This window comes from Streptococcus sp. CF7_Ac1-8, from assembly GCF_024295435.1.
Lineage (GTDB): Bacteria > Bacillota > Bacilli > Lactobacillales > Streptococcaceae > Streptococcus > Streptococcus mitis_AP.
On record NZ_JANCPI010000002.1, the window covers coordinates 125712 to 140819 of the forward strand.

The following is a 15108-nucleotide window of genomic DNA, read 5'->3' on the forward strand; positions in this document are numbered from 1 at the left end:
GATTATTAATGTTTTTAAATTGTAGAGTCCTACAGGATATAATAAAAACCTTAAAGAAATCTAAAATGGGAAATAGGAAATGGGTATCTCGAGCAAGGATGGGTACATTGTAACTGGGATTTCGATGGCAATTCTCTTCAAAGCATGTCATTTTATCTGTGATTTCAAAGCTAAGATTTGAGCAGCTTGTAGCGAGTTTCCTAGTTTGCTCTAGTATAAGTACAAAATAAAAAGATTGCCTGAGTTGAGCAATCCGTTTACATCAATGGTTTTTATCCATGAGTTTTAATTCTTTTGGAGAAATATGGAGATACTTTTTAAAAACTTTGGCAAAATATTTATAGTCTGAAAATCCAACTTGTTCAGAGATATCGCTTAAGGGAGAACTAGGGGACTCAGCCATTTTATCTATAGCTTGCTTGAGGCGGTAGCGTAAGATATATTCATTTAGCGTCATTGGGAAGTCTTCTTTGATAACCTTATATAGATAACTTTCGCTATACCCTAGATTCTCTGCAATGCTAGAAATGGTAAAGTGCATACAGTAGTGTTGGTGCACAAATTCAAGAATTTGCTGAATGATTTGGTTTTGTGTATCAATTTGTTGGATAGAGGTGAGTAAAGTTTGATATTCTTTTAAAAAAGTAGTTTCTTGACGAGTGCTAACTTGTAATCGCAAAATAATTTTTTGAAGACATTCTGTCAACTCCTTGGTATCAATTGGTTTGGATAAGAAATCAACTGCCCCATATTGCATGGCTTTTTTAGCATTTTGAAAATCGTTATAACCTGATAAGATAACTTTTTCATAGGAGAGAGTACGAGTGGCTTCAAACATCATAAAAGCATCCATAATTGGCATTGTGATGTCTGTTAAGACAATATGAGGTTCTTTTTCTTGGATGAGTTTCATTCCCTCTTGACCGTGACTGGCAGTTCCTACGACTTGGATACCTAAGGCAGAGTAGTCTACGGCAATCTCTAGCCATTTTCGAATGAGGTGTTCGTCTTCTACGATAATGAGCTTAAACATGAGTTAGTCCTTTCGTTATAAATTTGACCCAAGTTTCTCCTTGGCGATTGACTCCTAAATCTAGCTGGACATCAGAAAAGAAATTGCTCAATCGTTTATAGCTGTTAACGATGCCATGCTGGGTATGAGGGCTTTCTAAAGAGTCTAAAATAGCGAGTCTCTCTTGTTTTGTGAGTCCTCCAGCATTATCCTTGACTAAAAAAGTCAGAGAATCTGCTTCCAAGGTAATTTGGATATCAATATGAAGATCAATACGGTATTGCATCCCATATTTTATAGCATTTTCTACGAGAGGAAGCAAGAAAAGCTTAGGTATAGGCTGATTATCAACAGTTTTTGGGCAGACAATATCATAGGAGAAGTGCTCGAAACGAATCTTATGAATCATAAGGTAATCTTCTATAATCTTTAAATCTTGGCAAATGGTTGTTTCTTTTTCTAAATCGGTGATACTGTAGCGAAGAATGCGCGTGAGATTTTGAATCAGGTCTTGTGTGAGAGCTGCATCCATTAAAGAAGTGATTTTAATCGTTTCAAGTGTATTGTAGAGAAAATGAGGATTGAACTGAGCTTCCAGCATTTTTCTTTCAAAAATCCACTTTTCTTTTTCTATGGTTAGCATTTTTTGATGAAGTTGATCTAATTCGTACAACATATTGTTGATTTTTTCTGCCATAAACTCAAACTCATCACCTGTTTGTAGAGAAAGCCTTTTTTCTGCTTGTTTAGGAATTTCTTGAAGTTGGTAAACCAAACTTTCAATAGGAACAGCATTGTGTGTGGCAATCTTATGAGCAATTCGCCTTGCTTGCCAGAAGTAGAGGAAGAATATACATAAGGTGAGAATGGAGGCTAGACCAAGTAAGCTAGGAATGGGAAAAAAGGATTGAAAAGTATAGATTGAAAAAATAGCACCGACTTTTTCTTTTTGAACAATAAGCGGTTCATTCGCATACCAGTGGGTGCGAGAGTGTAGGAGTTTTTCATCAAATTTTTCAAGAGTGGAAAGAGTAAACTGATTTGTATTGTTAGAGAATATATTTCCAAAGCTATCGGTAATGATGTATTTGGAATTTATAATTGGAAAACTGGAGATAAAGTCATTCTCATTTACGAAAACGATCGTATAGGCTATAACTCGTTGGTTTTTAAGTAGTGGTTTGATAAAGAGCGCGTAATGTTGTTTGTCTGAAGAGAGTGCAATTTTTTCTGTCACTTTATCTTGAGAAGGATTTTGAATGAGCAGTTTTAGATAGTAGGGTGATAAAATACTTTCTTGGTGATTTCGATTGGTACTGAATAGTAATTCACCTGTATCACTTAGGATAATGAGGTCAGAACTAAGTTTTAATTTAGCTTTTGTCTCGTAAAATAAGCTAAAGACTTCTCGCTCTGTGTGTTTACCATCCAAAAATCCAGGAATCATTTTATGGTTCATAGTAGTCAGGAGCTCATTATTTGCTTCTTTCATTTCTTGAACCTGTTTGACAATCTGTCTCGTATCTTTGGAGAGTTGTTGCTTTTGTAAAAAATAGGAAAAACCAAAAAGTAAAATGAGTAGTAAAAGAGAGGTCACAAAGGCTGCTATAGAGCTTCTATGGAGAATTTCTTTTTGGAGAGATTTTTTAAAAGAATGAGACATCCGCTACCTCCTTGGAAGGGTTTTCTGTTATAAGTATAGCAGTTTAAAAATTCTAGAGCAAGGTAAAATAGAAAAGTATAGAATAGAACGAGACCAAATTCCCTCAAAAATGGTATAATAGTAACATCACAAAATTGGAGAGAGACCATGAGTTTTTACAATCATAAAGAAATTGAGCCTAAGTGGCAGGGCTACTGGGCAGAACATCATACATTTAAGACAGGAACAGATGCATTAAAACCGAAGTTTTATGCTCTTGATATGTTCCCTTATCCGTCTGGAGCAGGTCTGCACGTAGGACACCCAGAAGGTTATACTGCAACCGATATCCTCAGCCGTTACAAACGTGCGCAAGGCTACAATGTCCTTCATCCAATGGGATGGGATGCTTTTGGTTTGCCTGCAGAGCAATACGCTATGGATACTGGTAATGACCCAGCAGAATTTACAGCTGAAAACATTGCCAACTTCAAACGCCAAATCAATGCGCTTGGATTTTCTTACGACTGGGATCGTGAAGTCAATACCACAGATCCAAATTACTACAAGTGGACACAATGGATTTTCACTAAGCTTTACGAAAAAGGCTTGGCCTATGAAGCGAAAGTGCCAGTAAACTGGGTTGAAGAGTTGGGAACAGCCATCGCCAACGAAGAAGTCCTTCCTGACGGAACTTCTGAGCGTGGAGGTTATCCAGTTATCCGCAAACCGATGCGTCAATGGATGCTTAAAATCACGGCTTATGCAGAACGCTTGCTCAACGACTTGGATGAGTTGGATTGGCCAGAGTCTATCAAGGACATGCAACGCAACTGGATTGGGAAATCAACTGGCGCCAATGTAACCTTCAAAGTTAAGGGAACAGACAAGGAATTCACAGTCTTTACCACTCGTCCTGACACCCTTTTCGGTGCGACTTTCACTGTCTTGGCTCCTGAGCATGACTTGGTTGACGCTATCACAAGCCCAGAGCAAGCAGAGGCTGTAGCAGACTACAAACACCAAGCTAGTCTGAAATCAGACTTGGCTCGTACAGATCTTGCTAAAGAAAAAACAGGAGTTTGGACTGGTGCTTATGCCATCAACCCTGTAAACGGCAAGGAAATTCCAATCTGGATTGCAGACTATGTTCTTGCTAGTTATGGAACAGGTGCGGTAATGGCTGTTCCTGCCCACGACCAACGTGACTGGGAATTTGCCAAACAATTTGACCTTCCAATCGTAGAAGTGCTTGAAGGTGGAAACGTTGAAGAAGCTGCCTACACAGAAGATGGACTTCATGTTAATTCAGACTTCCTAGATGGATTGAACAAAGAAGCTGCTATTGCTAAGATTGTGGCTTGGTTGGAAGAAAAAGGCTGTGGTCAGGAGAAGGTGACCTACCGTCTTCGCGACTGGCTCTTTAGCCGTCAACGTTACTGGGGTGAACCAATTCCAATCATTCATTGGGAAGATGGAACTTCAACAGCTGTTCCTGAAAGTGAATTGCCACTTGTCTTGCCTGTAACCAAGGATATCCGTCCTTCAGGTACTGGAGAAAGTCCACTAGCTAACTTGACAGACTGGCTTGAAGTGACTCGTGAAGATGGTGTCAAGGGTCGTCGTGAAACAAACACCATGCCACAATGGGCTGGTTCAAGCTGGTATTACCTCCGCTATATTGACCCACATAACACTGAGAAATTGGCCGATGAGGACCTCCTCAAACAATGGTTGCCGGTAGATATCTACGTGGGTGGAGCAGAGCATGCCGTTCTTCACTTGCTTTATGCTCGTTTCTGGCACAAATTCCTTTACGACCTTGGTGTTGTTCCAACAAAAGAGCCATTCCAAAAACTCTTTAACCAAGGCATGATTTTGGGAACAAGCTACCGTGACCACCGTGGGGCTCTTGTGGCGACTGATAAGGTTGAAAAACGTGACGGTTCTTTCTTCCATGTGGAAACAGGGGAAGAGTTGGAGCAAGCACCAGCCAAGATGTCTAAATCTCTTAAGAACGTTGTCAACCCAGATGACGTAGTGGAACAATACGGTGCCGATACTCTTCGTGTCTATGAAATGTTCATGGGCCCACTTGATGCTTCAATCGCTTGGTCTGAAGAAGGTCTGGAAGGAAGCCGTAAATTCCTAGACCGTGTTTACCGTTTGATTACGATTAAGGAAATCGTTGCGGAAAACAATGGCGCTCTTGACAAGGTCTACAATGAAACAGTCAAATCTGTCACAGAGCAAATCGAGTCTATGAAATTCAACACAGCTATTGCCCAACTCATGGTCTTTGTCAACGCCGCTAACAAGGAAGACAAGCTCTATGTGGACTACGCTAAAGGCTTTATCCAATTGATCGCCCCATTTGCGCCTCACTTGGCAGAAGAACTCTGGCAAACAGTGGCAGCAACAGGTGAATCAATTTCTTATGTCGCTTGGCCAACATGGGACGAAAGCAAATTGGTTGAAGACGAAATCGAAATCGTTGTCCAAATCAAAGGAAAAGTTCGTGCCAAACTCATGGTCGCTAAAGACCTATCACGCGAAGAATTGCAAGAAATTGCTCTAGCGGATGAAAAAGTCAAAGCAGAGATTGACGGTAAGGAAATCGTGAAAGTGATTGCGGTGCCGAATAAACTCGTTAATATTGTAACGAAGTAACCAATTTATTTGTTGGTTTCAAACTCAGACTGTCTGAGCTAACTAAACTCGTCAATATCGTTGTGAAATAAGATAGGAATCCTTCAGAGTAGAATCTGGGGGATTTTTTGAATGAAAAATATAATTCTGTTTCCAGCATCTTACCACTTAATCTCTCATTTTAACCACTTATCTCGAAAGTCGATTTTTCTTTCATACTTTTTGTTAAACTAGTGAGATAAAAGGAGGGAAGAAATATGATTTTACAAGCTAAACATTTGAGCAAATGGTACGGTAATCATATGGCTGTTGACGATATTCAGTTAGAGTTTGAAAAAGGGAGTTTTAATGCTATTTTGGGTCCCAATGGTGCAGGAAAATCAACCACCATTTCCATGTTAATCGGTTTGAAAAAGCCTACAAAAGGTCAGATTCGATATGCGCCAAATACGAAAATCGGAGTTGTTTTTCAAGCTAGTGTACTGGATGAGATGTTGACGGTTAGGGAAAATCTTACGATTCGTGCTCAACAGTATAAGGAGATTGCAGCAAGTCGTGTGGATGATTTGATCCATCAACTGGGTTTGACTGCTTTCCAGAAACAACTATATGGGACTTTGTCAGGTGGGCAAAAACGTAGGGTTGATATTGCGCGTGCTCTTCTTTCACAGCCAGATATTCTTTTCTTAGATGAACCAACGACAGGTCTAGATATTCAGACTCGCAAAGCCATTTGGGATTTACTGTCTCGACTACAAAAGGATGAAGGGATGACTATTATCTTAACGACTCATTATCTGGATGAAGCGGATGAAGCGGATCAGATCTATATCGTTGATCATGGGAAAGTGATTGCGCAAGGTTCTGCGACGGCTATTAAAAGTCAGTATGCATCTAATATCCTAAAAATTCGTTTTAAGGAAATGAAGGATTTAGAAAAGTTGCTACAGACTGGAATGACAGTAAAGGAAGAAAATGAGTTGGAATATCTTTTTTATCCAAGGACATCACTGGAAGCTATTGAATATTTGGCAAAAGTACGAGAAGAAATTGATTCTTTTGAGTTTCGTCCAGGTACCATGGATGATGCCTTTATTGCACTTACAGGAAGAGAGGTTCGCTAATGTTAGCTTTATTGAAACGGAATTTTATCTTATATTTTCGTAATCGTTCAGGAGTATTTTTCTCATTATTGGGGGCATTGATTTCCTTCCTCCTTTATATCATTTTTTTGCAGAAGAACTTGACAGATGCTTGGTCCCAACTCCCTGATAATACGAACCTTTTAAATAACTGGCTGATGGGTGGGACCTTGGCTGTGACTGGGATTACAACCAGTTTTACGGCTCTTACACAAATGGTACAGGATCGTGAAAATCAAGTGGATCAAGATCTCTTCTTGACAGATTTAGGTAGCTGGGGTTTACAGGTGTCCTATCTAATCAGTAGTATTGCCATCTCTTTTGTCATGCAGGTGTTTATGTTTGCTGTTATGGGGCTTTATTTTAAAGAAAGTCCAGTTATCAGTCATTTACCGGAAATTGCTTTGATTATGTTGTTAAGTAGTCTGCTTTCAAGTTTGATAAATATTCTCTTGATTTATCGTTTTCAATCTGTAGATAGTCTTGGCAAACTGGCAACTATAGTGGGAACTGCTTCTGGATTTTTAGTAGGAACTTATGTCCCTATTGGAGTTTTACCTGATTTTGCACAGATTATCATGAAGTGTACCCCTGCAACTTATATTGCTTCTCTTTATCGACAAATTTTAATGAAAGAGTACTTAGAGACCGCATTTACAGGAAATAGCAGATTGTTAAAGGAATTTCAAGAAAAAATGGGAATCCAAATCAACTGGCAAGAACTATTGACAAAGGAAGAGACATACTTTATAGTGGTTATTATCAGTCTCGTCGCTATTCTTCTTTGGCTTTTATTTGTTAAAGTGTTTAGCAAGAGAAAATAAAGGTATATTGGAGAGAAAATGAAGATTCGTTTTGAAATGAAGGCAGAGTTTTCAGAAAAGGACCCACAGATTGTAATTCAGGCAGCTCAGTTAACCGACCAAGCAAGGGAAGTCATGGAGTATTTAGAACAATTTTCAACGACCAATCAGGTGGTCATTCCTATTCGAACGGATGATCATCTGGTTATGGTGAAAATTGAGGATCTTATTCTAGCAGATATCGATAAGAACTTGTTAACCATTTATACGGTAGACGGGATTTATAAAACTAAGGAAACATTGATAAACTTTCAGAATCGGATTAATCGGCGTAACTTTATACAGATATCACGCCATTCAATTATAAACATTGACCACTTAGAATCGTTATCAGATAGCTTTTCAGGGAACATGATGGCTAAAATGACTCGGGGCATCAAATCTAGTGTGAGTCGGAAATACGTTAAGTCCTTAATGAATTATTTAGGTTTATAGGAGAAAATCATGAAACGATTAATTGATTATTTTGTATCGGGAATGCGCACGGCTTCCTTCTTTTATTTGAGTATGATGTTATTAGCTCAGTGTTATCCAGGTATTACCTATCCTGAACCAATGATAAAAAATATTCTAGCTCTGTTTTTAATGGGTGGAATTATGGGGGTATTGACTTTAATACTTGAAAAGCTAGAGTTTCTTGCTTTTAGTATACGTGTAGGAGTTCATTTATTAGTGACAGCTACTATTTTAGTATTGACCTCTCTATTTTTTGGTTGGGGTTCAGCCTTGTGGAGTCCCTTGCTTTGGTTCTTTTTCTTGTTAATTTATGGATTGATATGGTTGTATCAAATCTGGCAAACTCACAAACTCACCCAACGAATTAATCAAGCCTTAGAGGATAAAAGACAGAAAACGGGTCACTAATATAGTGTTGAGGATGAAGCTTGAAGACAGTGCCAGTTTCCAAAGAGAACAATTTGTGATATAGTATTTTCAGCGTAAAACAAGGAGAAGAAAAATGCCAGTAAACGAATATGGTCAGATGATTGGTGAGTCAATGGAGGGTTATACACCCGGTGCACTGCCTTCTATTGATTTCTTAGAAGGGCGTTATGCTCGAATAGAGGCTCTTTCAGTGGAAAAGCATGCGAGGGATTTGCTAGCTGTTTATGGCCCTGATACGCCTCAGGAGATGTGGACCTACCTTTTTCAGGAGCCAGTGGCAGATATGGAGGAGCTGGTTACCCTTTTAAATCAGATGTTGGCTCGTAAGGACCGTTTTTACTATGTAATCATAGACAAGGCGACTGGTAAGGCTTTGGGAACTTTTTCTCTCATGCGCATTGACCAGAATAACCGAGTAATAGAAGTCGGAGCAGTCACTTTTTCTCCAGTGCTCAAGGGGACACGGATAGGAACAGAAGCCCAGTATCTCCTAGCTCGCTATGTCTTTGAAGAACTCAACTATCGTCGCTATGAGTGGAAATGCGATGCTTTTAACCTGCCATCCAGACGAGCTGCGGAACGTTTGGGCTTTGTCTATGAAGGAACCTTCCGTCAGGCAGTGGTTTATAAGGGACGTACAAGGGATACGGATTGGTTGTCTATGATTGATAAGGACTGGCCTCAAGTCAAATCTCGTTTGGAAACATGGTTGCGTCCTGAAAACTTTGATAAAAATGGACGGCAGTACGAGAGCTTGAGAGAACTCTAATAGGTGATGATATGATTAGCGTTAGAAAGCAAGATGTTGTCAAGTTAGAAGATGTTTTACATCTCTATCAGGCTGTCGGTTGGACAAATTATACAAATCAACCTCAGATGCTGGAGCAGGCCTTATCTCATTCATTAGTGATTTATGTGGCACTTGATGGTGATGCTGTGGTGGGCTTGATTCGTTTGGTTGGAGATGAATTCTCATCAGTATTGGTTCAGGATTTAATCGTTTTACCTATCTATCAGCGTCAAGGGATTGGTAGTCTCTTGATGAAAGAGGCTTTAGAGGATTACAAAGATGCTTATCAAGTCCAGCTGGTGACAGAACAGACAGAAAAAAACGTGGGATTTTATCGTTCTTTGGGTTTTGAAGCCTTATCTACCTATGATTGTATAGGAATGACTTGGATAAACAGAGAAAAATAATAAAACTTGTTTTTTCTTAAGCAAAGTTTAAGGCTAGTCTAGTATTATATAGTCATTAAATAAAGACCTCCTAACTTTATTTAATGAAATCCTAAAACTTTTTTCATCATAATCTCCTAATGAAGTCACCCAATCAGGTGGCTTTTTTCGTGGGTAGGTGATGGTGATAGAGTTTTTTTGCAAAAAAATAGTAAAATTTGAGAAAAGTTAAGCTAGTTTTAAGCTTCGCCTTGTATCATATAGTTATTAAATAAAGACCTCCTAACTTTATTTAATAAAATCCTAAACTTTTCTTTTTCATAATAATCTCCCTTAACTCCACCCAATCAGGTGGAGTTTTTTGGCTCTATTTCAGGCTTTTGGGGACTATTCTAAAAATACTTTTTCGATATTTTTCGGCATTTTTTGGATTTTTGTCGGGGAATTGTCGGGGACTTTTTGAGGTTTTGTCGGGGACTTTTTAGCGAATATGACTAAGAAATAGGTCTGTTGTCGCTTCAGTTACTTCAACCTCAATTTGATTGCAAGTGTCTGTGAATTGAAGTGTTAGAACTGCTGTAATAATGCTCTTGGTTGTCAAGGCGTGGTGCATCATATTGTTGTACGGAGGTTAAAGAGAATGTAAACCTTTGACAAAATTCGTGAACTGTGAGATAATAAAAGGGAATTAAGTATTGTGTCTATATCATAGGCTAGAAAAGACCCCAAGCTCACGTCCAAATAAGCTTGGGGTCTTTTTGACACTATTTGTCCTTGTTTAGCCATTTATCGACTATCCGAAGAACGACACCGACCACAATTGGTCCGATGATAGTTTTAAGTATTGTATCCATCATGGGCTATCTCACCTCCTTTCGCAGGCGGTGTAGAAGTGCCGTATGATATTATACCACATACGTGCTAAACTTAGGAGTCACCAATCCAGTGGCTTTTTTGTTTGTGGCTTGGATTTTTGATATAATAGAGCCATGAGTAGAATTTTAGATAATGAGATAATGGGGGATGAGGAGTTAGTAGAACGCACACTCCGTCCTCAGTATTTACGTGAATATATTGGGCAGGATAAGGTTAAGGACCAGCTTCAAATCTTTATAGAAGCTGCCAAAATGCGGGATGAAGCGCTGGATCATGTGCTTTTATTTGGCCCTCCAGGCTTGGGAAAAACGACCATGGCTTTTGTTATTGCCAACGAACTAGGTGTCAATCTCAAGCAGACTTCGGGTCCAGTCATTGAAAAAGCCGGTGATTTGGTAGCGATTTTGAATGACTTAGAACCGGGGGATGTCCTTTTTATTGATGAGATTCATCGCTTGCCTATGTCAGTGGAAGAGGTGCTTTATAGTGCTATGGAGGACTTCTACATTGATATCATGATTGGGGCTGGTGAAGGCAGTCGCAGTGTTCATTTGGAGTTGCCACCTTTTACCTTGATTGGTGCGACGACTCGGGCTGGCATGCTTTCCAATCCTTTACGGGCACGTTTTGGGATTACAGGTCATATGGAGTATTATGCCCATGCTGACTTGACGGAAATTGTCGAGCGGACGGCAGATATTTTTGAGATGGAAATCACTCATGAGGCAGCGTCTGAGTTGGCTCTACGTAGTCGTGGAACTCCCCGTATTGCCAATCGTCTCCTTAAGCGCGTGCGCGATTTTGCTCAGATTATGGGGAATGGGGTTATCGATGATCTTATTACCGATAAGGCCTTGACCATGCTGGATGTTGACCATGAAGGTCTGGACTATGTGGATCAAAAAATCCTTCGTACCATGATTGAGATGTACGGTGGTGGTCCTGTCGGATTAGGAACTCTTTCTGTCAATATCGCTGAAGAGCGTGAGACGGTGGAGGACATGTACGAACCCTACCTCATCCAAAAAGGCTTTATCATGCGGACGCGGTCTGGACGGGTGGCGACTGCTAAGGCATATGAGCATTTAGGTTATGAATACAGTGAAAAATAAGCAAGAAATTCTAGAGGCTTTTAGAGAAAATCCGGATATGATGGCTATTTTGACGATCATCCGAAATCTTGGTCTGAAAGACTCGTGGTTGGCAGCAGGTTCTGTCAGAAATTTCATCTGGAATCTCTTGTCAGACACCCCCCCTTTTGACCATGAAACAGATGTAGATGTGATTTTCTTTGATCCAGATTTTTCTTATGAGGAAACCTTATTACTGGAGAAAAAGCTACGAGAGGACTTTCCTCAGTATCAGTGGGAATTGAAAAATCAGGTCTATATGCACCAGCATAGCCCTCATACTGCTCCCTATACCAGTTCCCGTGATGCTATGAGTAAGTATCCAGAACGGTGTACAGCGATTGGACTGCGCTTGAATGAAGAATTCGCTTTAGAACTCTTTACTCCTTATGGTCTCGAGGATATTTTGAATTTTCAAGTTCGTCCAACTCCTCATTTCATAGAAAATGAAGACCGAATGGAACTTTACCAAATACGTCTATCCAAGAAAAAGTGGCAGGAGAAATGGAAAAATTTGATTTTTAAAAATACTTAAGGAAACTTTAAGCTAGGAAGTGTATACTAAGTTCATAAGTTAAGAAGACCTTAACTTAAACTCCTAAAACTTTTTCATAATAATCTCCCTATAAAAAATAAAGTCGCCCAATCAGGCGGCTTATTTTTTTGAAAAATGGGCTTGGTGCCTGAGAATAATACTCAATGAAAATCAAAGTGCAAACTAGGAAGCTAGCCGCAGGTTGCTCAAAACACTGTTTTGAGGTTGCAGATAGAGCTGACGTGGTTTGAAGAGATTTTCGAAGAGTATAAATAGCTTAGTGATAGAAGAAAATGGGGAAATATGGTATAATGAAACGATAGATTTTTGAATAGGAATAAGATCATGTTTGGATTTTTTAAGAAAGATAAGGCTGTGGAAGTAGAGGTTCCGACCCAGGTTCCTGCTCATATCGGTATCATCATGGATGGGAATGGCCGTTGGGCTAAAAAACGTATGCAACCACGGGTCTTCGGTCACAAGGCGGGTATGGAAGCATTGCAAACTGTGACTAAGGCAGCCAACAAGCTAGGCGTCAAGGTGATTACGGTCTATGCTTTTTCTACGGAAAATTGGACCCGTCCAGATCAGGAAGTCAAGTTTATTATGAACTTGCCAGTAGAGTTTTATGACAATTATGTCCCGGAATTGCATGCCAATAATGTTAAGATTCAAATGATTGGGGAGACAGATCGCCTGCCTAAGCAAACCTTTGAAGCTTTAACCAAGGCTGAGGAATTGACTAAGAACAACACAGGATTGATTCTTAATTTTGCCCTCAACTATGGTGGACGTGCTGAGATTACACAGGCGCTTAAGTTGATTTCCCAGGATGTTTTAGATGACAAAATCAACCCAGGTGACATCACAGAGGAATTGATTGGCAACTATCTCTTCACCCAGCATTTGCCTAAGGATGTACGAGATCCGGACTTGATTATCCGTACTAGTGGAGAATTACGTTTGAGTAATTTCCTTCCATGGCAGGGGGCCTATAGTGAACTCTATTTTACAGATACCTTGTGGCCTGACTTTGACGAAGTAGCCTTGCAGGAAGCCATTCTTGCCTACAATCGTCGTCATCGCCGATTTGGAGGAGTTTAGGAGGAGATATGACAAAGGATTTACAAAAAAGAACCTTGTTCGCAGGGATTGCCCTGGCTATTTTCCTACCGATTTTGATGATTGGGGGACTCTTGCTTCAGATAGCAATTGGAATTATAGCCATGCTAGCCATGCATGAACTTTTGAAGATGAGAGGTTTAGAGACCATGACTATGGAGGGGCTCTTGACCCTCTTTGCAACCTTTGCCCTGACCATTCCCTTGGAGAATTACCTGACTTTTTTGCCAGTTGATGGGAATGTGGTTGCCTATAGTGTGTTGATTTCAATTATGTTAGGAACGACTGTTTTTAGCAAGTCTTATACGATTGAGGATGCTGTTTTCCCTCTTGCTATGAGTTTCTATGTGGGCTTTGGATTTAATGCCTTACTAGATGCTCGTGTTGCAGGTTTGGACAAGGCTCTCTTAGCTTTGTGTATCGTCTGGGCGACCGACAGTGGTGCCTATCTTGCTGGGATGAACTATGGGAAACGAAAATTAGCACCAAGGGTATCGCCTAATAAAACACTTGAGGGTGCCTTTGGCGGTGTTTTAGGAGCAATTTTAGTAACCATTATCTTTATGATAGTTGACAGTACAGTTGCTCTTCCGTATGGAATTTACAAGATGTCAGTCTTTGCTATTTTCTTTAGCATAGCTGGACAATTTGGTGATTTACTAGAAAGTTCGATTAAGCGTCACTTTGGTGTTAAGGATTCTGGGAAATTTATCCCTGGACATGGTGGTGTTTTGGATCGTTTCGATAGTATGTTGCTTGTATTTCCAATCATGCACTTATTTGGACTCTTTTAATCAAAAGACGGAGGAAATACTATGCTCGGAATTTTAACCTTTATTCTGGTTTTCGGGATTATTGTGGTGGTGCACGAGTTCGGACACTTCTACTTTGCCAAGAAATCAGGAATTCTAGTGCGTGAATTTGCAATTGGTATGGGACCCAAAATCTTTTCTCATATTGGTAAGGATGGAACGGCCTATACCATTCGAATCTTGCCTTTGGGTGGCTATGTTCGTATGGCCGGTTGGGGTGATGATACGACTGAAATCAAGACAGGGACTCCTGTCAGTTTGACGCTTACTGATGACGGTAAGGTTAAACGCATCAATCTCTCAGGTAAAAAATTGGATCAAACGGCCCTCCCTATGCAGGTGACCCAGTTTGACTTTGAAGACAAGCTCTTTATCAAGGGCTTGGTTCTGGAAGAAGAAAAAACATTTGCAGTGAATCACGATGCAACGGTTGTGGAAGCAGATGGAACTGAGGTTCGGATTGCTCCCTTGGATGTACAATATCAAAATGCAACTATCTGGGGCAAACTGATTACCAACTTTGCAGGTCCTATGAACAACTTTATCTTAGGTGTCGTTGTTTTTTGGATTTTAATCTTTATGCAGGGTGGTGTCAGAGATGTCGATACCAACCAGTTCCATATTATGCCCCAAGGGGCCTTGGCTAAGGTGGGAGTACCAGAGACAGCTCAGATTACCAAGATTGGTTCACATGAGATTAGCAACTGGGAAAGTTTGATCCAGGCTGTGGAAGCAGAAACTAAAGATAAGACGGCCCCAACCTTGGATGTGACTATTTCTGAAAAGGGTAGAGACAAGCAAGTCACTGTTACTCCTGAAGAAAATCAAGGTCGTTACCTTCTAGGTGTTCAACCGGGAATTAAGTCGGACTTTCTATCCATGTTTGTGGGTGGTTTCACAACCGCTGCTGACTCAGCTCTCCGAATTCTATCGGCTTTGAAAAATCTGATTTTACAACCGGATTTGAACAAGCTAGGTGGACCTGTTGCCATCTTTAAGGAAAGTAGTGATGCTGCTAAAAATGGAATTGAAAACGTCTTGTACTTCTTGGCAATGATTTCCATTAATATCGGGATTTTTAATCTTATTCCGATTCCAGCTCTGGATGGTGGTAAGATTGTTCTCAATATCCTAGAAGCTATCCGCCGTAAACCATTAAAACAAGAAATTGAAACCTATGTCACCTTGGCCGGAGTGGTCATCATGGTTGTCTTGATGATTGCTGTGACCTGGAATGACATTATGCGACTCTTTTTTAGATAAT

At 40.1% G+C, this 15108-nt stretch carries 16 protein-coding genes; 12 read left to right on the forward strand and 4 right to left on the reverse strand.

The genetic code is table 11. The features are described from left to right. Positions 1–262: 262 nt before the first annotated feature. Together NMM26_RS01750 and NMM26_RS01755 are read right to left on the reverse strand one after the other, a co-directional pair. Complete coding sequence (locus tag NMM26_RS01750; RefSeq protein WP_153192657.1) at positions 263–1033, reverse strand: response regulator; 771 nt, start codon at positions 1031–1033, stop codon at positions 263–265. Continuing rightward, positions 1026–2675, reverse strand: a complete 1650-nt coding sequence (locus NMM26_RS01755) for a sensor histidine kinase (RefSeq protein ID WP_368406687.1) — start codon at positions 2673–2675, stop codon at positions 1026–1028. The genes NMM26_RS01750 and NMM26_RS01755 overlap by 8 nt, the downstream gene beginning before the upstream one ends. Before the next feature lie 147 nt (positions 2676–2822). Between NMM26_RS01755 and leuS the strand changes: the two genes are divergently transcribed. The 7 genes from leuS to NMM26_RS01790 all read left to right on the forward strand — a co-directional run bounded on the left by leuS (position 2823) and on the right by NMM26_RS01790 (position 9390). Further along, the gene (leuS, locus tag NMM26_RS01760) at positions 2823–5324 is read left to right on the forward strand and encodes a leucine--tRNA ligase (protein ID WP_153192653.1); all 2502 of its coding nucleotides are present in this window, start codon (positions 2823–2825) and stop codon (positions 5322–5324) included. A 236-nt stretch (positions 5325–5560) separates the two neighbouring features. After that, on the forward strand, positions 5561–6427 hold the full coding sequence (locus tag NMM26_RS01765; protein WP_004255174.1) for an ABC transporter ATP-binding protein: 867 nt from the start codon (positions 5561–5563) through the stop codon (positions 6425–6427). After that, entirely contained in the window at positions 6427–7269 is an 843-nt protein-coding gene (locus tag NMM26_RS01770; RefSeq protein ID WP_000880493.1) for an ABC transporter permease, read from the forward strand. The genes NMM26_RS01765 and NMM26_RS01770 overlap by 1 nt, the downstream gene beginning before the upstream one ends. Before the next feature lie 18 nt (positions 7270–7287). Beyond that, positions 7288–7743, forward strand: coding sequence for a LytTR family DNA-binding domain-containing protein (locus NMM26_RS01775; RefSeq protein WP_004255178.1), 456 nt, complete (start codon positions 7288–7290; stop codon positions 7741–7743). Between the two features lie 9 nt (positions 7744–7752). Continuing rightward, complete coding sequence (locus tag NMM26_RS01780) at positions 7753–8172, forward strand: DUF3021 domain-containing protein (protein ID WP_004255183.1); 420 nt, start codon at positions 7753–7755, stop codon at positions 8170–8172. A gap of 94 nt (positions 8173–8266) precedes the next feature. Next, positions 8267–8962 carry a GNAT family N-acetyltransferase gene (locus tag NMM26_RS01785; RefSeq protein ID WP_254753643.1) on the forward strand — a complete coding sequence of 232 codons (696 nt, stop codon included), beginning with the start codon at positions 8267–8269 and terminating at the stop codon, positions 8960–8962. An 11-nt stretch (positions 8963–8973) separates the two neighbouring features. Further along, complete coding sequence (locus NMM26_RS01790; protein WP_254753644.1) at positions 8974–9390, forward strand: GNAT family N-acetyltransferase; 417 nt, start codon at positions 8974–8976, stop codon at positions 9388–9390. A gap of 460 nt (positions 9391–9850) precedes the next feature. Here the strand turns inward: NMM26_RS01790 and NMM26_RS09600 are convergent, their stop codons facing one another. Both NMM26_RS09600 and NMM26_RS01795 read right to left on the reverse strand, forming a co-directional pair. Continuing rightward, positions 9851–9985 (reverse strand): hypothetical protein, encoded by a 135-nt coding sequence (locus NMM26_RS09600; protein WP_302850805.1) that lies wholly within the window; start codon positions 9983–9985, stop codon positions 9851–9853. A 148-nt stretch (positions 9986–10133) separates the two neighbouring features. Continuing rightward, a complete protein-coding gene (locus NMM26_RS01795) occupies positions 10134–10226 on the reverse strand; it encodes a type I toxin-antitoxin system Fst family toxin (protein ID WP_000969508.1) in 93 nt (30 codons plus the stop codon). A gap of 132 nt (positions 10227–10358) precedes the next feature. Between NMM26_RS01795 and ruvB the strand changes: the two genes are divergently transcribed. From ruvB to rseP, 5 genes are all read left to right on the forward strand, one after another. Beyond that, a complete protein-coding gene (ruvB, locus tag NMM26_RS01800) occupies positions 10359–11357 on the forward strand; it encodes a Holliday junction branch migration DNA helicase RuvB (RefSeq protein WP_004239104.1) in 999 nt (332 codons plus the stop codon). Next, positions 11338–11910: a nucleotidyltransferase family protein gene (locus NMM26_RS01805; RefSeq protein ID WP_254753645.1), complete on the forward strand. Its 573-nt coding sequence runs from the start codon at positions 11338–11340 to the stop codon at positions 11908–11910. The genes ruvB and NMM26_RS01805 overlap by 20 nt, the downstream gene beginning before the upstream one ends. Before the next feature lie 345 nt (positions 11911–12255). Then, complete coding sequence (locus NMM26_RS01810) at positions 12256–13014, forward strand: isoprenyl transferase (protein WP_101785508.1); 759 nt, start codon at positions 12256–12258, stop codon at positions 13012–13014. A gap of 8 nt (positions 13015–13022) precedes the next feature. Continuing rightward, positions 13023–13826 (forward strand): phosphatidate cytidylyltransferase, encoded by an 804-nt coding sequence (locus NMM26_RS01815; RefSeq protein ID WP_101785506.1) that lies wholly within the window; start codon positions 13023–13025, stop codon positions 13824–13826. Positions 13827–13847: 21 nt separating this feature from the next. Further along, a complete protein-coding gene (rseP, locus tag NMM26_RS01820) occupies positions 13848–15107 on the forward strand; it encodes an RIP metalloprotease RseP (RefSeq protein WP_254753646.1) in 1260 nt (419 codons plus the stop codon). Position 15108 lies beyond the last annotated feature (1 nt).